Annotated in this window: 14 protein-coding genes; 5 read left to right on the forward strand and 9 right to left on the reverse strand. The window is 70.3% G+C overall.

Annotated elements, in window-relative coordinates; all coding sequences use genetic code 11:
• Window positions 1-207: 207 nt before the first annotated feature.
• Both ligD and ku read right to left on the reverse strand, forming a co-directional pair.
• The gene (ligD, locus tag PGN23_RS03315) at window positions 208-2,616 is read right to left on the reverse strand and encodes a DNA ligase D (RefSeq protein ID WP_335301413.1); all 2,409 of its coding nucleotides are present in this window, start codon (window positions 2,614-2,616) and stop codon (window positions 208-210) included.
• A 179-nt stretch (window positions 2,617-2,795) separates the two neighbouring features.
• Window positions 2,796-3,671, reverse strand: coding sequence for a non-homologous end joining protein Ku (gene ku, locus PGN23_RS03320; RefSeq protein ID WP_335301414.1), 876 nt, complete (start codon window positions 3,669-3,671; stop codon window positions 2,796-2,798).
• Between the two features lie 214 nt (window positions 3,672-3,885).
• Between ku and PGN23_RS03325 the strand changes: the two genes are divergently transcribed.
• Window positions 3,886-5,970, forward strand: coding sequence for a hybrid sensor histidine kinase/response regulator (locus PGN23_RS03325; protein ID WP_335301415.1), 2,085 nt, complete (start codon window positions 3,886-3,888; stop codon window positions 5,968-5,970).
• Window positions 5,971-5,986: 16 nt separating this feature from the next.
• Here the strand turns inward: PGN23_RS03325 and PGN23_RS03330 are convergent, their stop codons facing one another.
• From PGN23_RS03330 to PGN23_RS03345, 4 genes are all read right to left on the reverse strand, one after another.
• Window positions 5,987-6,166 carry a hypothetical protein gene (locus PGN23_RS03330; protein ID WP_335301416.1) on the reverse strand — a complete coding sequence of 60 codons (180 nt, stop codon included), beginning with the start codon at window positions 6,164-6,166 and terminating at the stop codon, window positions 5,987-5,989.
• 114 nt (window positions 6,167-6,280) lie between these two features.
• Entirely contained in the window at window positions 6,281-6,934 is a 654-nt protein-coding gene (locus PGN23_RS03335; protein ID WP_335301417.1) for a UPF0149 family protein, read from the reverse strand.
• Window positions 6,931-9,219, reverse strand: a complete 2,289-nt coding sequence (locus PGN23_RS03340; RefSeq protein WP_335301418.1) for an NADP-dependent malic enzyme — start codon at window positions 9,217-9,219, stop codon at window positions 6,931-6,933. The genes PGN23_RS03335 and PGN23_RS03340 overlap by 4 nt, the downstream gene beginning before the upstream one ends.
• Window positions 9,220-9,265: 46 nt before the next feature.
• A complete protein-coding gene (locus PGN23_RS03345) occupies window positions 9,266-9,748 on the reverse strand; it encodes a methylated-DNA--[protein]-cysteine S-methyltransferase (RefSeq protein ID WP_335301419.1) in 483 nt (160 codons plus the stop codon).
• A gap of 97 nt (window positions 9,749-9,845) precedes the next feature.
• On the opposite strand from PGN23_RS03345, the gene PGN23_RS03350 reads away from it, so the two are divergent.
• Genes PGN23_RS03350 through mutS form a run of 3 tightly spaced genes read left to right on the forward strand, consistent with a single transcriptional unit; the run spans window position 9,846 to window position 12,906 of the window.
• Window positions 9,846-10,040, forward strand: a complete 195-nt coding sequence (locus tag PGN23_RS03350; protein WP_335301420.1) for an antitoxin — start codon at window positions 9,846-9,848, stop codon at window positions 10,038-10,040.
• A complete protein-coding gene (locus tag PGN23_RS03355) occupies window positions 10,027-10,299 on the forward strand; it encodes a type II toxin-antitoxin system RelE/ParE family toxin (protein ID WP_335301421.1) in 273 nt (90 codons plus the stop codon). The genes PGN23_RS03350 and PGN23_RS03355 overlap by 14 nt, the downstream gene beginning before the upstream one ends.
• Before the next feature lie 33 nt (window positions 10,300-10,332).
• The gene (gene mutS / locus PGN23_RS03360; protein ID WP_335302068.1) at window positions 10,333-12,906 is read left to right on the forward strand and encodes a DNA mismatch repair protein MutS; all 2,574 of its coding nucleotides are present in this window, start codon (window positions 10,333-10,335) and stop codon (window positions 12,904-12,906) included.
• Window positions 12,907-13,018: 112 nt separating this feature from the next.
• Here the strand turns inward: mutS and PGN23_RS03365 are convergent, their stop codons facing one another.
• Window positions 13,019-14,560, reverse strand: coding sequence for an MFS transporter (locus PGN23_RS03365; protein WP_335301422.1), 1,542 nt, complete (start codon window positions 14,558-14,560; stop codon window positions 13,019-13,021).
• Between the two features lie 117 nt (window positions 14,561-14,677).
• Here PGN23_RS03365 and PGN23_RS03370 point away from each other — a divergent pair, with 117 nt between their 5' ends.
• Entirely contained in the window at window positions 14,678-17,416 is a 2,739-nt protein-coding gene (locus PGN23_RS03370; RefSeq protein WP_335301423.1) for a [protein-PII] uridylyltransferase, read from the forward strand.
• Here PGN23_RS03370 and PGN23_RS03375 read toward each other — a convergent pair.
• Both PGN23_RS03375 and PGN23_RS03380 read right to left on the reverse strand, forming a co-directional pair.
• On the reverse strand, window positions 17,398-18,573 hold the full coding sequence (locus PGN23_RS03375; protein ID WP_335301424.1) for a mechanosensitive ion channel family protein: 1,176 nt from the start codon (window positions 18,571-18,573) through the stop codon (window positions 17,398-17,400). The two genes, PGN23_RS03370 and PGN23_RS03375, sit on opposite strands and share 19 nt — an antisense overlap.
• A 273-nt stretch (window positions 18,574-18,846) precedes the next feature.
• Complete coding sequence (locus tag PGN23_RS03380) at window positions 18,847-20,700, reverse strand: AMP-binding protein (RefSeq protein ID WP_335301425.1); 1,854 nt, start codon at window positions 20,698-20,700, stop codon at window positions 18,847-18,849.
• Between the last annotated feature and the right edge of the window lie 155 nt (window positions 20,701-20,855).

Below are 20,855 nucleotides of genomic sequence, written 5' to 3' on the forward strand. Positions count from 1 at the left end.
GCACGCTTTCGTACCAACGTCGCGCAAGAAGCGGGACCCCGGGTCGAGCCCGGCGTGACGACGTTGGCGCACCCCTCTCCCCCAGCGGTCATTCCCGCGAAGACGGGAATCCATAACCTCTGACGTTCCGCCCCTTGCGAAAACCTGCGCGTATGGATCCCCGCCTCCGCGGGGATGACGATGGTTGGTGGTGTCGAGCGGGTGGCCTCACAAATCCGGCAGCACCTGCTCCGCTGCGCCCCACCCCTTCAGCGCGCGCCCGCCGGCGCGTTCCAGCAGCTCGTCCAGATCGGTCACGTGCCAGCGCGCCGCGGTGTCGAGGTCGCGCAATTCGCTCCACGTCACCGGAACGGCGACCGGCGCGCCGGCGCGCGCGCGGGCGGCATAGGGCAGGATCGCGGTCGCGCCGCGCTGGTTGCGCAGCCAGTCGATGAAGATGCGGCCCTTGCGCTTCGCCTTGCTCATCGTCGCGGTGAAGCGGTCGGGCTCGGCCTGCGCCAGCGCGCGCGCGAAGCGATCGGCGAAGTCCTTCACCGCGGGCCATTCCGCCTGCGGGGTCAGGGGCACGACGACATGGACGCCCTTGCCCCCCGACAGCATCGCGAAGCTCGCCAGCCCCAGTTCGGACAGCTGCGCGTTCAGATGCGCGGCGGCCTTCTTCGTATCGGCGAAGTCGAGCCCCTCGTCGGGGTCGAGATCGAAGACGAGGCGGTCGGGCTTCTCCACGTCGGCGACCAGCGAACCCCAGCCGTGGAACTCGATCGTCCCCATCTGGACGCAGGCGACCAGCCCTTCGGCGCTGTCGACGTAGAGATAATCCTCGGTCGACCCGTCCTTTTCGCGGATCGGCACCTTGTGGACCTGCTCGCCGAACGACCCGGCGTCGTGCTTCTGGAAGAAGCATTGCTTCGCGCGCCCTTGCGGACAGCGCACCAGGCTGACCGGGCGATGCGCGACCCACGGCAGCATCGCGGGCGCGATGCGGGCGTAGTAATCGGCCAGGTCGCCCTTCGTCACCTTGCTCTCCGGGAAGATCAGGCGGTCGGGGCTGGATACCTTAACGGTGGTGACGGGCGGCGGCGCGGGGGCGGGCTGCTCCACCACCACCTCGCCGGCGGACTTGTCGCCGCGCAGCCCCAGGAAACCGGGGTGGCGCAGCACGCCGTCGGGCGTCGTCTCGGTGAAGGCGACCTCCGCCACCAGCCGGGGCGTGACCCAGTGTGCGCCCCGCACCGCCGCGCGTGGCGCCTCGACCGTGGGGGTCTTGCGCGTCAGCCGGTCCAGCCGCCCGCGCAGGTCGTCGATCATGGCGGCGGAGAAGCCGGTGCCGACCTTGCCGGCGTAGCGCAGCCTGCCGTCCTCGTGCACGCCCAGCAGCAGCGAGCGCAGCCCGCGGTTCTTGGCCGAAGGGAGCCAGCCGACGACGACGAATTCCTGCCGGCGGGTGCATTTGATCTTCAGCCACGCGCTCGTGCGCTGCCCGCGATAGGGGGCGTCCGCCTTCTTCGAGACGACGCCCTCATAGCCCTCGCGGCACATCGTCTCGAACAGCTGCTCGCCCGAGCCGAGGATATGCTCGGCGAACTGGAGCCGGGGGTCGGCCCCCGCCAGCAGGCCGCGCAGCCGCTCCTTGCGCTGGACGGTGGGCAGGGCGCGCAGGTCCTTGCCCTCCAGCGACAGCAGGTCGAAGGCGAAGAAGGTCATCTCGCCGCCGGTCGATATGGCCTCCTTCAGCGTCGAGAAATCGGGGCGCCCGTCCCTGAACGCGACGATCTCGCCGTCGATCAGCGCGGGCGGCAATCCCGCCGCGGCCGCGGCGACGCCGGCGAACCTGTCGCTCCAGTCGAGCCCGGAGCGGGTGTGCACCACCGCCTTCCCCCCGCCGGTCGCGATCAGCGCGCGATATCCGTCGTACTTCACCTCGTGGATCCAGCCGCTGCCGGTGGGGACGGCGTCGACCAGCGTGCACAGTTGCGGCGGTTCGAACGCGGGCGGCGCGCCGGTCGCGCTGCGCGTCTTCGCGGTCGCCGCCCGCTTCCTCGCCGCCTTGCCCTCGGCGATCTCCTGCATCGTGCGGCCGGTCGCGACGCTGGTGAGCGCGGTCTCGGTGAGTGCGTCGGTGCCGCCGGCGTGCGCATCGTCGATCTTGCGCAGCAGCCAGTTCTCGCGCTTCTCCCTTCCGCGCGGCTTGAGACGGACGAGCAGCCACTCGCCCTTCATCCGCTCCCCCTCCAGCACGAAATGAAGGTGTCCCTTCTCCAGGTCCGTCGCGCTCTTCCCCGCGATCGGTGCCCAGGTGCCGCGGTCCCAGAGCATCACCGTGCCGCCGCCATATTCGCCGTCGGGGATCGTCCCCTCGAACGTGGCGTAGGACAGCGGATGATCCTCGGTACGGACCGCCAGGCGCTTCTCGTCGGGATCGAGGCTGGGCCCGCGCGTCACCGCCCAGCTCTTCAGCACGCCGTCGATCTCCAGCCGGAAGTCCCAGTGGAGCCGGGTGGCGTCGTGCTTCTGGACGATGAACGCGTTGCCGTGCCCCGGCGCGAGCGTGCCCGCGGGCTCCGCGGTGCGGGTGAAATCGCGCTTCGCGTTATAGCGGGCGAGGGGGTCGCTCACGCTCCCCTCTCTGTCGGAGATCGTCGCGAAGCTGTCCGCATCACGACCCCGCTACCACCCCGGCGCAGGCCGGGGTCCAGTGGCGCCAGCGTTTGCTGGCTGTCGGCAACGTCCCCCAACTGGACCCCGGCCTGCGCCGGGGTGGCACAAGGATGAGCAGCGGAGGGGAGAAGGTCGCGTCAAGCACGTTTCTTCGCCGGGGCTTTGGCGGGGGCTTTCCGGGTCGCCGGCTTCTTCGCGGGCGCCTTCTTCGCCGCCGTCGTGGCGCCGCCCTCCATCGACTTCTTCAGCGCCGCCATCAGGTCGACGACGTTCGAGCCCGAGCGACCGCCGCCGTCGTCCTTGTCCTCGATGATCTTGCGCCCCTTCGCCTTGCGCTTGCGCTCGATCAGGCCCTTCAGCGCATCGACATAGCGGTCGTGGAAGCCCTGCGGGTCGAAGTCGCCCGACTTCTTCTCGATCAGCGCCTCGGCCAGTTCGAGCAGCTCCGCATCGGGCTTCGCATCGGGGATGTCGCGGAAATATCCCTGCGCCTTGTGGACCTCGTCGGCGTAGCGCAGCGTCTCCAGCACCATGCCGCGCCCGCATGGCTTCAGGCTGACGACATATTCGCGCCCGCGCATCGCCAGCTGCCCCAGCCCCACCTTCTTCGTCCGCTTCAAGGCCTCGCGCAGGACGATGAACGCTTCCTCCGCCAGGTCGTCCGCAGGAACGACGAAATAGGGTTTTTCGTAATAGAGGACGTCGATGTCGCCGGCGTCGACGAACCGGGTCAGCTCCAGCGTCTTCTTCGATTCCAGCTTCACCGCGTCAATCTCGTCCTGATCGAGCAGGACATATTCGCCCTTCTCGATCTCGAACCCCTTCATGATCTCGTCGGTGTCGATCGCGCCCAGCCCGGGGACGACCTTCTCGTACTTCACCGGCTTGCCGCTGGGCTCGTGGATCTGCCGGAACGCGATCGACGCGCCGGAGCGGGTCGCGGTGTAGATCTCCACCGGGATCGACACCAGCGCCAGCCGGATCTGCCCCTGCCAATATGCACGCGCGGCCATCGTCACGGTCCCTCGTTGCGAGGGCGATTCAATCCGTCGCGGGCGCTGCGGTTCCGCGCCCTCCCCCCGCCCGCGGATATGCCGCGATCCCGACGGGTCCGACGGCGATCGTCCCGTCGTCGCGAGGGATTGATCGGGATCAATCCGTCGCATTTCCGGCGATGGACGGCGCGCAGGGCTGGACGCGGCGCGATCAACCTGTTCCTGCGCTGTCATGCTTTCCGCGCCCGCCCCCAGCGACGATCTCGGCTTCCTGGCCGGCGGGGGGAAGGCGACGGCGCTGATCCGCGCGCGCGACTGGGCCGCGCACCCGCTCGGCCCGCCCGCGACATGGCCGGTGCCGCTCAAGACCGCGCTCAGCCTGATCCTCAATTCCCCCGAATCGATGATCCTGTGCTGGGGTCGCGAGGAAATGTTCTTCTTCTTCAACGAGACGTATTTTCCGCTGCTCGGCCCCCGGCTGCCCTGGGCGATGGGCACGCCGATGCGCGAGGTGTGGGCCGACGGCTGGGATCAGGCCTGGCCGATCATCGAGGACGCCTATGCCGGGCGCAGCCAGCGCTTCGTCGACCTGCCGTGGAAGCTGGCGACGGATCGCGGCGCGGAGGATACGTGGTGGAGCTTCTCCTATTCGCGCATCCTGGATGACGCGGGGGACATCGCGGGCCTGTTCATCTTCACCAACGAGACGACGACCCGCGTCCTCTCCGACCGCGCGCTGATCGACAGTCAGCACCAGCTGCGCATGCTGAACGACACGCTGGAGCAGCAGGTCGAGCAGCGGACCGCCGAGCGCGACCGGATGTGGAACACCTCGCCCGACCTGATGGTGACGCTGGATCTGGAGGGGCATTATCGCCGCGTGAACCCGGCGTGGGCGACGATCCTGGGCTATGACCCGGCCGAGATGATCGGGCGCCACGCCTTCGACCTGGCGCATCCCGACGACATGGAGGCGACGCGTGCCGCGCTGGGCACCGTCCGCGCGGGGACGCTGCCCAGCTTCGAAAACCGCTTCCGCCACAAGGACGGCAGCTATCGCTGGATCCAGTGGGTCGCGGCGCCCGGCGAGACCGAGATCTTCGCGATCGGCCGCCACGTGTCCGCGGCGAAGGACGCCGAGGCGCGGCTGCGGGAGGCGACCGAGCAGTTGCACCAGGCGCAGAAGATGGAGGCGATCGGCCAGCTGACCGGCGGGGTCGCGCACGATTTCAACAATCTGCTGACGATCATCCGCGGCTCGGTGGAGCTGCTGCGCCGCCCCCACCTGACCGAGGCGCGGCGCGAGCGCTATATCGACGCGATCGGCGAAACCGCGGATCGTGCCGCGCGGCTGACCGGGCAGCTGCTCGCCTTCGCCCGGCGCCAGGCGCTGACCCCGCAGCGCATCGACGTCGCGCAGGAGGTGACGGCGGTCGCCGGGCTGATCGAGACGCTGGTCGGGGTCCATGTCGCGGTGCGCGTCGGGCGGCCGCCGCACGCCTGCGTCGCGGAGGTCGACCGCAGCCAGCTGGAAACCGCGATCGTCAATCTGGCGATCAACGCGCGCGACGCGATCGAGAACGGGCAGGGCGAGGGGCAGGGGGAGATCGCGATCCTCGTCGGCTGTGCCGACGCGATCCCCGCCGCCCATGGCCGCGGGCACGTGGCCGGGCGGTTCGTCACGATCGCGGTGCGCGACGACGGCACCGGGATCGATCCCGACGCGCTGCCGCGCATCTTCGAGCCTTTCTTCACCACCAAGGGCGTCGGCAAGGGCACCGGGCTGGGGCTGAGCCAGGTGATCGGCTTCGCGCAGCAATCGGGCGGCGACGTGGTGGTGGAGAGCGTGCCCGAATGCGGCACCACCTTCACGCTGTTCCTGCCCCGGATCGACGGCGCGGTGGAGAGCGGCGACGCTGCCGCGATGCCGGAGGCGGCGGCGGACACCGAGGGCCTGCGCATCCTGCTGGTCGAGGATCACCCCGATGTCGGCGCCTTTGCCACCGAGGCGCTGGCGGAGCTGGGGCACAGCAGCGTCCATGTCGCCGCCGCGACCGAGGCGATCGCGCGGATCGAGGCGGCGCCGGGGCGGTTCGACGTCGTCTTTTCCGACGTGATGATGCCGGGGATGAACGGCGTCGCGCTGGCGCAGGTCATCGCCGCGCGCTTCCCGCAGCTGCCGGTCGTGCTCAGCAGCGGCTATAGCGAGGTGCTGGCCGATAATGCGCATCACGGCTTCGACCTGTTGCAGAAGCCGTATTCGGTCGAGCAGCTGTCGCGCGCGCTGCGTCAGGCGGTGGCGCAGCGGCGGGGGTGATCGGTCGCGGGGCGGATCAGTCCCGCTTCGCGCCGTGACCGCGCAGCAAGACGCCGTCGCGATGCGGCGTCGCCTCCAGTTCGTCGAGCCGATCCAGCAGATCGGCGAACATGTCGTCGCGCGTGACCGGGAACAGGCGGTCGAACCCGGCGCCCAGCACGTGGAGGTCGTGCCGGGTCAGAAAGCCAATCGCCACAACGGGTTCTCTCTCCGACATGACGTCAACAAAGCGCCAATGCGACTTTTGTTGCGGCACATCAGGCGCCTGAGTCGCAACGTTGCCGCGCGTGTCGCGGCGGTCACACCGCCGTCACACCGCGAGGCAGCACTTCTTGTGCTTGCGGCCCGATCCGCAGGGGCAGGGATCGTTGCGCCCCGGCGCGCGCGCCGCCGGCCCCTGATCGTGCGACAGCCGCCAGCGATCGAGCATCGCGATCCACCCTGCGATCAGCGTGGTGGCGGTGCGATCATAGTCGTCGATCTCCGCATCGGTCAGCTCGACGTTGCGATCGGCGGTCGCGATCAGCCGGCTGATGCCCGCCATCGCCGCCGCGCCATCGGCATCGCGCGTCACGCGCAGCCGGTTCCACCCGGTGGGGGCAAGCGCCATGCCCTCGGCGAAGCCCTCGATCCAGATCTCCCACATCACCTCGCCGGTGCGGTCGTCGATGTCGACCAGCGGTTCGAACGTACCGTCCGCGATGGCGATGCGGACCCCCTCGTAATGGTGCATCACGAGATCGAGGAAGCGCTGCACCTCCGCCTCGTCCGCCAGCGGCACGGCGCCGCCGTCCCAGATGCGCGGCAGCCAGCGCGACGGCGGCACCGGATCGGGCGCGATCACGAGCGCGGTCAGATAGCCGTCCAGCTCGGACAGGATCATGCCGCTGTCGAGCCGGTCGAGCAGCACATGCTCCAGCGCGGCGAGCGGATCCTGCTCGCGCGCCGCGCCGGCAGGGGTCATCGCGCGATGCCGCCGGCGGCCAGCACCGCCAGCGTCACCAGCTCGCTGGCGGTCGAGACCATCGGCGCGATCTGCACCGGCTTCTCCATGCCGACCAGCATCGGGCCGATCATCTCGTCGCCGCCCAGCTCGCGCAGCAGCTTCGCGGAGATGTTGGCCGATTGCAGCCCCGGCATGACCAGGATGTTGGCCGGACCCGACAGCCGCGCGAAGGGATAGTTCGCCAGCTGTTTCGGGTTCAGCGCGACGTCGGGCGACATCTCGCCTTCATATTCGAAGCCGACCTGCCGGTGGTCGAGGACGTTCACCGCCTCGCGGATATTGTCCAGCCACTGGCCCGCGGGGTTGCCGAAGGTGGAGTAGCTGAGGAAGGCGACGCGCGGTTCGTGCCCCATGCGACGCGCGACCGCGGCGGTCTGCTCCGCGATGTCGGCCAGTTCCTCCGCGTTCGGACGCTCGTTGACGGTGGTGTCGGCGATGAAGACGGTGTGCGACTGGCCGACCAGCACGTGGATGCCGAACGCGGTGCGACCCGGTGCGGGGTCGATCACGCGCTTCACCTCGCGCATCGACTGCGCCCAGGGGCGGGTGACGCCGGTAATCATGGCATCGGCCTCGCCCAGCTGGAGCAGCACCGCGCTGAAGATGTTGCGGTCCTGGTTGATCATCCGCTCCACCTCGCGGCGCAGGAAGCCGCGGCGCTGGAGGCGGGCGTAGAGGAAGTCGACCATCCTGGGCACCAGCGGCGACACGCGGCTGTTGTGCAGCTCGTATTCGTCGGGGTTTTCGACCCCCAGGGCGCGCAGGCGGTCGTACACGTCCTCGCGCCCGACCAGCACCGGGGTGCCGTAGCCGCCCTCCTTGAACGCGATCGCGGCGCGCAGGACCACTTCCTCCTCGCCCTCCGCGAACAGCACCCGCTTGGGATGCGCCTTCGCCCCCTCGTAGGCGAGGCTGAGCACCGACGTGGTCGGGTTCATCCGGGCGCGCAGCGCGTCGCGGTACGCGTTGATGTCCAGGATCGGCTTGGTCGCGACCCCCGAATCCATCGCCGCCTTCGCGACCGCAATCGATACCACTTCCATCAGGCGCGGGTCGAAGGGGGCGGGGATGATGTAATCGGGGCCGAACGAGTGGCGCACGCCGTAGGCCGCAGCGACCTCTTCGGGCACGCGCTCGCGCGCCAGCTCGGCGATCGCCTGCGCCGCGGCGATCTTCATCTCCTCGTTCACCGCGGTCGCGCGCACGTCCAGCGCCCCGCGGAAGATGAACGGAAAGCCCAGCACGTTGTTGACCTGGTTGGGATAATCCGACCGGCCGGTGGCGATGATCGCATCGGGGCGCGCGGCCTTCGCCAGTTCGGGGCGGATTTCCGGCTCCGGATTGGCCATCGCGAAGATGATCGGGGCGGGGGCCATGTCCTTCACCATCTCCGGCTTCAGCGCACCCGCCGCCGACAGGCCCAGGAACACGTCCGCGCCGTGCAGCGCCTCGGTCAGCGTGCGGCGATCGGTGCTGGCGGCATGCGCCGACTGCCACTGGTTGACCCCGTCGCGCCCCTGGTAGATCACGCCGGTGCGGTCGCAGATCAGGACGTTGTCGTGGCGCACGCCCATCGCCTTGATGAGGCTGGTGCACGCGATCGCGGCCGCGCCCGCGCCGTTCACGACGACCTTCACGTCGGCCAGATTACGCCCGGTCAGCAGGCAGGCGTTGATGAGCCCCGCGGCGCAGATGATCGCGGTGCCGTGCTGGTCGTCATGGAAGACGGGGATGTTCATCCGCTCGCGCAGCGTCTGCTCGATGATGAAGCATTCGGGCGCCTTGATGTCCTCCAGGTTGATCCCGCCGAAGCTCGGCTCCAGCAGCTCGACCGCGTCGATGAAGCGGTCGACGTCCTCGGTCTTCAGCTCCAGATCGATCGAATCGACATCGGCGAAGCGCTTGAAGAGGACCGCCTTGCCCTCCATCACCGGCTTGGACGCGAGCGCCCCCAGATTGCCGAGCCCCAGGATGGCGGTGCCGTTGGAGATGACCGCGACCAGATTGCCCTTGGCGGTATAATCGTAGGCGGTGGCGGGGTCGGCGGCGATCGCCTGCACCGGGACCGCGACGCCCGGCGAATAGGCCAGCGCCAGGTCGCGCTGCGTCGCCATCGGCTTGGATGCGACGATCTCGATCTTGCCCGGGCGTCCTTCGGAGTGGAAGAGCAACGCCTCCCGCTCGGAAAATTGCAGGTTGCGGTCTTCGGTCGGAACCGGGGCGGGCGCGCGATCGTCGGTCATGCTGCTGCCCTTAGGGAAGGCGGCGGAAAATGGAAACGGGCGCGCGCTAAGTATCTCGGCTTTCGAGGCCCAGCAGCAGACGTTTTGTCGCGAGCCCGCCCGCGAATCCGGTCAGCTTGCCCGACGCGCCGATCACGCGGTGGCACGGCGTCACGATCGAGATCGGGTTGCGCCCGTTCGCCGCCCCGACCGCGCGCGAGGCGGAGGGCCGCCCGATGGCGCGCGCGATATCCGCGTAGCTGCGCGTTTCGCCATAGGGGATCGCGTCGAGCGCGCGCCAGACCGCGCGCTGGAAGTCGGTGCCGATCGGGGCGAGCGGCAGGTCGAACGTCGTGCGGGTGCCCGCGAAATACTCCGCCAGCTGCACCGCGGTGGCGGTCAGGACGGGATGGTCGGGCGTATCCTGCACGTCCGCCAGTCGGACGCGGCCGGGCGGATCGTCGGGCCACAGGATCGCGACGAGGCCCATGTCGGAAGCGACCAGCGTCAGCGTGCCGACGGGCGAGGGGATGGTGGTGCGGTGGAGCATGACGCCGGGTGTACCGGCTCGCGCGGGGTGGTGCATCCCGTTGCTTGCGGTCAAACCGGCGATGGTCAACGCGCGGCGCGCGGCGTATGGTGCCGGCATGAAGCACGAGCCCGGCATCTTCGAGGAGTCCGATCCTGCGGCGGAGGCCGCCGCCATCGCCCGCGCCCGCGCGGACGTCGCCGCGGGGCGCATTCACTCGCACGAGGTCGTCAGGGAATGGCTGATGACCTGGGGTACGCCGGGCCGTCTGCCGTTCAGGGAGTGGCTCGCCGCGCGCAATGGCGAGCGTTGAATGGGCCGATCAGGCGCTCGACGACGTGGACCTGATCGTATCCTATATCGAACAATTCAATCCCGCCGCCGCGCGCCGAGTGGCTCAGCGGCTTCATGCCCTCGGCAACAGCCTCTCCGATTTTCCGCGGCGTGGTCGGCCCATGGATGACGGAACGCGGGAAATGGTGACCGTGGTGCCCTATGTTCTGCGCTACGATACCGACGGCGATCACGTCTTCATCCTCTCCGTTCGTCATGGTGCGCGACTTCCGGACTGACCCCGCATGACCGATACCCCCGCTCCCACGCCGATGATGGCGCAGTATCTCGCGCTCAAGGCGGACGCCGAGGACTGCCTGCTGTTCTATCGCATGGGCGATTTCTTCGAGCTGTTCTTCGACGATGCGCGCATCGCCAGCCAGGTGCTCGACATCGCGCTGACCGCCCGCGGGGAGCATGCCGGCGAAAGGGTGCCGATGTGCGGCGTGCCGGTCCATGCCGCGACCGCATATCTGCAACGCCTCATCAAGGCCGGGCACCGCGTCGCGATCGCGGAGCAGACCGAAAGCCCGGAGACGGCGCGCAAGGCGCGCGGGTCGAAGGCGCTGGTCAACCGCGCGATCGTGCGCGTCGTCACCGCGGGCACGCTGACCGAGGAGACGCTGCTCGATGCGCGTGCCGCCAATTGGTGCGTGGCGGTGGGCGAGGCGGGGGGCGAGGTGGCGCTGGCGGCGGCGGACGTGTCGACCGGGCGGTTCGAGGTGATCGCCGCCACCCCCGCGGCGCTGGGCGCGGAGCTCGCCAGGCTGGCCGCGGCGGAGGTGGTCGCGGCGGAGGGGGGCGACGTGCCCGCGACGGTGTGGCGACCGCGCGGTGAATTCGACAGCGCAGCGGGCGAGGCGCGGCTGAAGCGGCTGTTCGGGGTCGCGACGCTCGACGGCTTCGGGCAGTTCGGGCGCGCGGCGCTGGCCGCGGCGGGCGGGCTGGTCGCGTATCTGGACCATACCGCCAAGGGGCAGCTGCCGTTTCTGCGTCCGCCGGTCCTGGCCGCGTCGTCCGACACGATGGCGATCGATGCGGCGACGCGCGAGAGCCTGGAGCTGACCGCCACCGCGGCCGGGCAGCGCAGGGGCAGCCTGCTGGATGCGGTCGATCGCACCGTTACCGGGGCGGGCGCGCGGTTGCTGGCGGCGGACATCGGTGCGCCGCTGATGCAGCGCGCGGCGATCGACGCGCGGCTCGATCTGGTCGCGCTGTTCCATGACGATGCCGCGCTTCGGGAGCGGACGCGCGCGGCGCTGCGCGCGTTGCCCGACGTCGGGCGGGCGCTGGGGCGGCTGGCGGCGGGGCGGGGAAGCCCGCGCGACCTGGGGCAGCTGCGCGACGGGCTGGATGCCGCCTGGGCGCTGGGCGACCGGCTGGACGCGGTCGCGCCCGCGCCCGCCCTGCTGGCGGAGCTGACGCCGCGGCTGCGCGGGCATGGCGCGCTGATCGACCTGCTGAAGCGCGCGCTGGTGCCCGCGCCGCCGATCGATGCGGGTGACGGCGGCTATATCGCGGCCGGGTACGACAGCGCGCTGGATGCGCTGCGCGAGACGGGCAGCGGCGGGCGGCGGGCGATCGCCGCGCTGGAGGCGACGTTCCGCCAGCGCACCGGGATCGCCGCGCTCAAGATCCGCCACAACGGCGTGCTGGGCTATCACATCGAGGTGCCGGCCAGGGTCGCCGATCCGCTGATGAAGGCGGACTCGGGCTTCACCCATCGCCAGACGCTGGCGGGGGTTGTCCGCTTCAACGCGCCCGAACTGCACGAGGTGGCGGCCAGCGTGACGCAGTCGGGCGCGCATGCGCTGGCGGCGGAGGCGGCGCATCTGGAGGACCTGACCGCACAGGCGCTGGCGGTGCGCGAGGGCGTGGCCGCGACCGCGGACGCGCTGGCGCGGATCGACGTCGCCGCCGCGCTGGCGGAGCGTGCGGTCGAGGGGGCGTGGACGCGGCCGGCCTTTGCCGAGGATGCCTGTTTCGACGTGCGCGACGGGCGGCATCCGGTGGTGGAGGCGGCCCTGTCGCGCAGCGGCGACCGCTTCGTCGCCAACGACTGCGTGCTGGGCGAGCGGTCGCGATTGTGGCTGGTGACGGGCCCCAACATGGGCGGCAAGTCGACCTTCCTGCGGCAGAATGCGCTGATCGCGGTGCTGGCGCAGGCGGGCGCCTATGTGCCCGCGTCGGCGGCGCGGCTGGGGCTGGTCGACCGGCTGTTCAGCCGCGTCGGCGCGTCGGACAATCTCGCGCGCGGGCGCTCGACCTTCATGGTCGAGATGGTCGAGACCGCCGCGATCCTGGCGCAGGCGACGCAGCGCAGCTTCGTGATCCTGGATGAGGTGGGGCGCGGGACGTCGACCTATGACGGGCTCGCCATCGCCTGGGCGGTGGTGGAGGCGATCCACGAGGACAATCGCTGCCGCTGCCTGTTCGCCACGCACTATCACGAGCTGACCCGGCTGGCGGAGCGGTGCGACGCGCTGTCGCTGCATCACGTGCGCGCGCGCGAGTGGAAGGGGGAGCTGGTGCTGCTCCACGAGGTCGCCGACGGGCCGGCGGACCGAAGCTACGGCCTCGCGGTGGCGCGCCTCGCCGGGATGCCGCCGGCGACGGTGCAGCGCGCCAAGGCGGTGCTGGCGAAGCTGGAGGCGGGGCGGGCGAAGACCGGCGGGCTGGCGGCAGGGCTGGACGACCTGCCGCTGTTCGCCGCGGCGGCGCAGGCGGAGGAAGCGCAATGCGACGCCATCCGCGCCGAGGTGGAGGCGATCGACGTCGATGCGCTGACCCCGCGCGAGGCGCTGGAGACGCTGTATCGGCTCAAGGCGCTGGCGCGGGAGGGTTGAGGTTAGCGACGCGGGGGGGATAATCCTTATCCGTCATTGCGAGCGTAGCGAAGCAATCCAGAGTCCAGCGCGCGACGCCCTGGATTGCTTCGCTACGCTCGCAATGACGGTATTACCCATCCAGTTCGCGCAGGTCGCGCCCGCGCGTCTCGCGGCCGAACCAGACGATCAGCGCCAGCGACAGCGCGGTCGGGATCATCGCCAGCAGCGAGGCGGTGCCCATCGACAGCGCGATCCCGCTGATCGTCAGCGCCTGTGCCAGCAGCCCGCCCGCCTTGGTACATGCCGCGACCCAGCCGGTGGCGCGCGCACGGACGCGCAGCGGGAAGCTCTCCGCGGCATAGGGCAGGACGATCGCGATGATGCCGTTGGTTCCGACGATCAGGAGCGCGACCGGCCAGACCGGGCTGCCGCTGCCCGCCAGTTCCAGCCGCAGCACCAGCAGCAGCCCGGCCAGCGTCAGCGCGATCATCGTCGCCAGCGCCCATTTGGTGCTCCACCGGCTGTAGAGCAGCGCCGCGACGAAGACGGTCGGGAAGGCGATCAGCGCGCTTTCCGCCAGCAACCGGCTGGACACGCCGACGGAATAGCCCTTCGCCACCAGATCGGCGGGCAGCCACAGCAGCAGCCCGAAGTTGATGAGCCCCCAGGACAGCGCGCAGATGCTCAGCGCAGCGAGCTTTCCGTGCAGGTGCAGCCCCGTCAGCGGGTGCGATCGATCGCGCGCGGCGACCACCGCGGCACCGCGCCGCGCGGTCGCGCCGAAGCGGCGCATCACCGCCTCCGCCTCCGCCACGCGCCCGCGCGCCAGCAGGAACTTCGCCGATTCCGGGATCAGCCCGCCCAGCAGCACCAAGGTCAGCCCGGTGGGCAGGTTGGACAGCCACAGGATGCGCCAGCCGAAGATCGGTTGCAGCACCGCGGAGATGCCGCTGGCGGCGAAATAGCCCCCCACCGCGCCCAGCCCGCCGACCAGCACCAGGCTCCACCCGCGGTGGCGGCTGGGCATCATCTCCGCGAGCAGCGCATAGGTGACGGGCAGCATCCCGCCCGCCGCGGCCCCCATCATGAAGCACATCGCGATGTTCCACGCGAGGCTGGGCATCGCGCCGCAGATCGAGGTGCCGACGAACATCACCGCCGACAGCAGGATCGTCGCCTTGCGGCCGTAGAGGTCGGCGACCCAGCCCCACAGCACCGATCCCGTGACGGTGCCCGCCAGGGCGAAGAAGGGGACGAGCGACACGGTCTTCTTCGGCACGCCGTATTCGGCCACCATCCCGGGCACCGTGAAACCGAGCGAGGCGGGCTTCATCACGTCGATGACGAGCGCGACGACCAGCACCGCCATCAGCCGCCAATGCGCGGGCGACAGCGCCGCATCCTCCGGTGCGGCGACGACGATGTCCGCGGCGGCGGCGCGCTGTGCGGCGACATCGCGGGGCAGCAGCCCCCAGGCGGCCACCAGCGTGCCCGCGACGATCAGCCCCATGCCGACCAGCATCGGCGCGTCCATCGGCATGCCGGCGAGGCGATAGTTCATCGCGCGCGCCATCGCGAACATCGGCAGATGTGCGACGACGCCGATCGTGACCGCGACGCAGCCGAGCACGAACGCCCATATTGCCTGGCGGTCCGACAAGGTGGATTTCATTCGACTGTCCCGATTATCGCCTCGTTCGTCATTGCGACGAGAGATAGCCGATAGCAGCGCCCGCGCTCCGCGTGGAGGGGGGCGACGGCGCGGCGGCGATCCTTTATGGCGCACCGCATGAGCGGCCGCTTCGATCACCTTCCCCACCGTCGTGCCATCGTCGACCACCGCGCGCTGGGGGAGTCGCTGGGGCGGATCGACCCCGGCGACAAGGCGGCGGCACGCAAGGAGGCGGGGACCGTCCTGCGCGCCGCACTCGACGCCGGTCGCGCCGAGATCGCACGCCGGCTGCTGGCGAGCCCGTCGCGCGGGCTGGAGGCCGCCAACGGTCAGGCGTATCTGGTCGACCGGCTGCTGATCGCGCTGGCGGACTTCACCACGCAGCGGCTGTATCCGCTGAGCAACCCGACCGCGGCGGAGCGGCTGCTGCTGCTGGGCGTGGGCGGATACGGGCGCGGCGAGATGGCGCCGTTCTCCGATGTCGACATCGGCTTCGTCACGCCGTGGAAGCAGACGCCGTGGGCGGAGCAGGCGATCGAATCGATGCTCTACACGCTGTGGGATCTGGGGCTGAAGATCGGTCATTCCAGCCGCTCGCTGGACGATGTCGTGCGGCAGGCGAAGGCGGACGTGACGGTGCGCACCGCGCTGCTGGAGGGGCGCTACGTCTGGGGCGACGAGGGGCTGTATGCCGAGGTCGCCAGGCGTTTCCGCGACGACGTGCGCGCGGGCACGGAGCGGCAGTTCATCGCCGACAAGCTGGACGAGCGCAACCAGCGCCACATCCGCATGGGCGACACGCGCTACGTCGTCGAGCCCAATGTGAAGGAGGGCAAGGGCGGCTTGCGCGACCTGCACGCGCTCTTCTGGATCGGGAAATACGCTTATGACGTCCAGCGCGCGGTCGAGCTGGTCGAGCTGGGGCTGTTCACGCGCGAGGAATATCGCCTGTTCCACCGCGCGGAGAACTTCCTTTGGGCGGTGCGCTGCCACCTGCACCTGATCGCGGGGCGGGGCGAGGACCGGCTGACGTTCGACTATCAGCGCGAGATCGCGGAGCGGATGCGCTACGCCGCGCGTCCGGGGAAGCCCGCGGTCGAGCGGTTCATGCAATTCTACTTCCTGCAGGCGCGTACCGTCGGCTCGCTGACGGGGCTGTTCCTGGCGCATCTGGAGGAGCGCTATTCGCGCCGCGCGCGGCTGCCGAAGATGACGCGCGCGCCGCGGCGGCTGAACGGGTTCGTCATCGATCGCGGGCGCATCGCGCTGCCCGACGATGCGTTCTTCCGCGACGATCCGGTGCGGCTGGTCGAGGTGTTCGCGATCGCCGCGCAGGAGAAGAAGGAGATCCACCCGCTCGCACTGCGCTGTGCGACGCGCGATGCGAAGCTGGTGGCGGCGGTGCGGCGCGACGCGCGCGCCAACGCGCTGTTCCTGGAGGTGCTGACCAGCCGCAACGACCCCGAGCTGGTGCTGCGCTGGATGAACGAAACGGGCGTCCTGGGGCGGTTCGTGCCCGATTTCGCGCGCGTCGTGGCGCAGATGCAGTTCGACATGTACCACCATTACACCGTCGACGAGCATACGATCCGCGCGATCGGCCTCGTCGCGCGGCTGGAAAAGGGCGAGTTGAAGGAGGCGCACCCGCTGCCGACCGCGCTGATCGAACAGATCGTGTCGCGCCGGGTGCTGTATGTCGCGGTGCTGCTGCACGATATCGCCAAGGGGCGGGGCGGCGATCACTCGATCCTGGGCGCGGAAGTGGCGGAGCGGCTGTGCCCGCGATTCGGGTTGACGCGGGCGGAGACGGAGACGGTGGCGTGGCTGGTGCGCTGGCACCTGCTGATGTCCGCCACCGCGTTCAAGCGCGACCTGGCCGACTTCAAGACGATCCTCGATTTCGCGGAGGTGGTGCAGAGCCCGGAGCGGCTGCGGCTGCTGCTGGTGCTGACCGCGGTCGACATCCGCGCGGTGGGGCCGGGGACGTGGAACGGGTGGAAGGGGCAGCTGCTCGGCGACCTGTACGACGCGGCGGAGGAAGTGCTGCGGCTGGGGCACAAGCAGCGCGGGCGCGGCGAGCGGCTGGAGGCCAAGCAGGACGGATTGCGCACCGCGATGGGCTGGGACGCGGAGACGCTGGCCGCCTATGCGCGCCGCCTGCCCGAGGCCTATTGGATCGCGGAGCCCGGCGACGTGCTGGCGCACAACGCCGGCTTCGTCACGCAGGCGCAGGACGTGCCGTTGTCGATCGATGCGCAGGTCTATCCCGATCGCGGCGCGACGCTGGTGACGGTCTATGCCGCCGATCACCCGGGACTGTTCAGCCGCATCGCGGGCGCGATCCACGTCGCGGGCGGCAACATCATCGACGCGCGCATCCACACCACCCGCGACGGCATGGCGCTCGACAATTTCCTGGTGCAGGATCCGCTGGGGCGTCCGTTCGACGAGGCGGGGCAGCTCGACCGGCTGAAGACCGCGATCGCCGACGCGCTCGCCGGGCGGGGCAAGATGACCGACCGGCTGAAGGCGAAGCCGCTGCCGCGCACCCGCGCCGATGCCTTCCGCATCGAGCCGAGCGTGCTGGTGGAGAACAAGGCGTCCAACCGCTTCACCGTGGTGGAGGTGGCGGCGCGCGACCGCCCGGCGCTGCTCAACCAGCTGGCCTATGCGCTGTTCGTGTCGAAGGTGACGATCCACTCCGCGCACGTCGCGACCTATGGCGAGCGCGCGGTCGACGTCTTCTATCTGACCGACCTGACCGGCGACAAGCTGGCGCCGGGGGCGCGGGTGCGCACGCTGGAGAAGCGGCTGCTCGCCGCGGCGGCGGGGGTGCCCTACGAGGAGGTGGCGTAGGGCGACGGCGCCTCCATCGCCACCTGCGCGCGCCGGCGGAACAGCGCGTCGGGCATGTCCTCGCGGATGTAGGCGAGCAGCGCCTCCCGCACGTCGCAGCGCAGGTCGAACGCGGTCGAGGCGTCCTTCGCGGTCATCAGCCCGCGCACCTCGATCGAGCCGTCGGCCTTCGTATCGGTCACCTGCAGGTTCCAGAAGCGGCCGTCCCAGCGCGGGTTGGCGGTGACGATCAGCCCCAGCCGCTCGCGCAGGCGCGGGATGTCCGCGGCGGGATCGAGATACCAGAAGACGCTGCCCAGCAGCGCGCTCGACTGCCGCGTCCAGTTCTGGAAGCTCTGTTCGAGGAATTTGGACACGGGAACGACCAGCCGGCGCTCGTCCCAGATCTTCACCACGACATAGGTCAGGCGGATTTCCTCGATCCGGCCCCACTCGCCGTCGATGACGACCACGTCGTCGATGCGGATCGGCTCGGTGAAGATCATCTGGAACCCCGCGATCAGGTTCTTGAGCGCGGGCTGCGCCGCGGCACCGACCGCGAGGCCCGCCAGACCGGCGGAGGCGACCAGCGTGACGCCGAGCGTGCGGACGCTGGGGATCGTCATCAGCATCGCGCAGATCGTGACCAGCAGGATGACCGACACGATGATGCGCTGGAACAGCCCCAGCCGCGTGCGCCGGCGACGCGCGCGCAGATTGTCCGCGACGCTGATGTCGGCATGACGGATCATGACGTCGATGACGGTGCCGACCGCGACGATCGCGCACCAGCCGAGCAGCCCGGGCACGATCAGGGCGGCGGCGCGTGCCCACAGGGTCGCGGCGGTGCGCGTCAGGTCGAGCGCGGGCTGAACCGCCGCCAGCGCGATGACGATCGCGAGCCAGCGCAACAGCTTGCGGATACGCTCGATGAAGACCGCGCCGGTCCCCTCCGGTCGCGAAGCGGTGGCGCGCCGCGCGAGCCAGATGAGGATGCGGTGGATGACCAGCGCGGCCCCGACGGCGGCGGCGACGTAGAGGATTCCCGATGCCCAACCGGGCACGTCGCGCAGCCACGCCTGCGCAGGCTTCGACCACCCCGCCATCGGCTCTCCGTAGATCATCCCGAACGGCGGCAACGTCGCGGTGCGGCGGGTGTTCCCGGGGACGCCGGACACGGCCTGCGCGCCCCGTCACCCCGGACTTGTTTTAAGGCGTTGTTCTGCTTGGCCCAAGGCTCCTGCCTGCGCAGGAGCACGGCGTGGGCTCGATGCCGTTGCACCCGTTTTCGCAACAGCCCCGCCTCCGCCGGGGAACGGCAAAATTGTCGAGCGATCCACGACTTTCGCAGAGGTTTCGACTTGTTCCGGGGTCCAGGGTTCCGCAAACCGTCAGGCGCGAGGTGCGCGGCGCCCCGGATGCCGGAACAAGTCCGGCATGACGGATGAGACTCAATCCCTGAGTTCGATCACGCCTTCGCCCGCCGGGTCCGCATAGAGCGCGGCGACCGTGTCGGCCCGCGCCTCCAGCGTCGCGCGCTGGTTGACGTAACCCTTGTCGGTGATCTCGCCCGCATCGATCGAGGGCGGCGTGCGCAGCAGCGTGAAGCGCGCGACGCGGCGCGAGCTGCCGCCGGCGGCGTCGTTGTGCGCGCGCAGCTTCTCCGCGACCAGTCCCTCCAGCGTGGGGAAGGGGTCGCTGCCCGGCGCGGCCTCGGCCAGCATCTGGAGCGCGGCGGCGGACGGCCAGGCGAGCACCGCGACGAAGGGGCGGTCCTGCCCCGCGATCACCGCGTCCTGCAGATAGGGCGAGCAGGCGGCCAGCAGGTCGGGGCGCAAGGTGCCGACCGACACCCATGTGCCCGAATCGAGCTTGAAATCCTCCGTCACGCGGCCGTCGAAGATCAGCCCCTGCGCGGGATCGTCCGGATCGATGAAGCGGGCGGCGTCGCCCAGGCGGTAGAAGCCTTCCTCGTCGAAGGCGGCGGCGGTTTTTTCCGGGTCGCGGTGATAGCCGGTGGTGACGGTGGGGCCTTTCACGCGCACCTCCATCTTCGCGCCCGAGGGCACCAGTTTCAGCGTGGTGCCCGGCAGCGGCAGCCCGATCAGCCCGACGCGCTCGGTGATCCAGTGAACGACGGTGACGCCCTGCGTCTCGGTCGCGCCGTACATGGTGGTCAGCGGAATGCGCCGCCCGGTTTCGGCCACCGCCAGCGCCTGGATCCGGCGCGCGACATCGTCCGACAGCGTCGCCCCGCCATAGCCGAGATAGGTGAGATTGCGGAAGAAGGAGGCGCGCAGCGTCGCGTCGCGCTCCATCGCCTCCGCGAGCATCGCGAAGGCGATCGGCGCGGAGCCGAACACCATCGGCGAAATCTCGTAGAGGTTGCGGATCGTCGTCTCGAACAGCCCGGGCACCGGCTTGCCTTCGTCGAGATACAGCGTGCCGCCGGCGGCGATATTGCCGTTGAACGCGATATTGCCCGCGGAGATGTGGCTCCACGGCATCCATTCCAGCGACTGCGGCACGGGGCGGTCGGCGGGATCGTCGTCGCGCAGCCCCTCCTGCCCGGCGATGACATGGACCATCATGCCGTGCGTCTGCGGCACGCCCTTGGGCAAGCCGGTGGAGCCGGAGGTGAAGAGATATTTGGCGACGCTGGCGTGGGTCAGCGCCTCGCGCGCGGCGGCGACCGCGGCGGTCGGCTCGGTCGCGGTCAGTTCCGCGAGCGCGGTGGTGCCGGAGCCGCCATCGACGGTGACGAAGGTGAGCTGCGGGTCGAGTTCGCGCAGCGTGTCGAACGCGCGGGCGAAGGCGGCGGAATCCTGCGCGAAGACGACGCGGGGACGGACCGTCCGGAAGGCGTGGCGCAGCTTGGCATGATCGGTCGAGATCAGGCTGTACGCCTGGCTGATCGGGGTGACGGGAACGCCCGCGGTGTAGCAGCCGAGCGTCACCAGCGCGTGCTCGACCGAATTGCCGGACACGACCAGCACCGCGTCATCGGCGCCCATGCCGCGGTCGAGCAGCCACTGCGCGATCCCCTCCGCCGCGCGCAGCGCCTCGCCATAGCTCAGCCCGCGCCAGGGGCCGTGGCCGGGCTCGCGCTGGTGGATGAAGGGGCGCTCGGGGTGTTCGGCGGCGCGCTCCGCGAAGAGGTGCGCGATCGAGCGCGCGCGCGGCGCGAGCGGGTGGCGCTGGCGGATCAGGACGCAGCCGTCGTCGCGCCGCTCCACCTCCACGTCGGGCGCCTTCTGCGGCAGCGGTCGGAAGGGGACCGTTTCGATCGGGTCGGCGCGCGACATCGGCTATCCTCTCGTGGGCGCTCCCGGCTCTCGGGGAGTCGGTGGAGAGGGTAAGCCGGGCGGCTTAACGGGGCAAGGGGGTGGGGTGGCGCTTCGGACGCGTGGCGGGGGAGAAGCGGCACCCCCGGGGCGAGCCCGGGATGCCGGGGTGGGGT

This window comes from Sphingomonas adhaesiva, from assembly GCF_036946125.1.
In the GTDB taxonomy this organism is placed as follows: Bacteria; Pseudomonadota; Alphaproteobacteria; order Sphingomonadales; family Sphingomonadaceae; genus Sphingomonas; species Sphingomonas adhaesiva_A.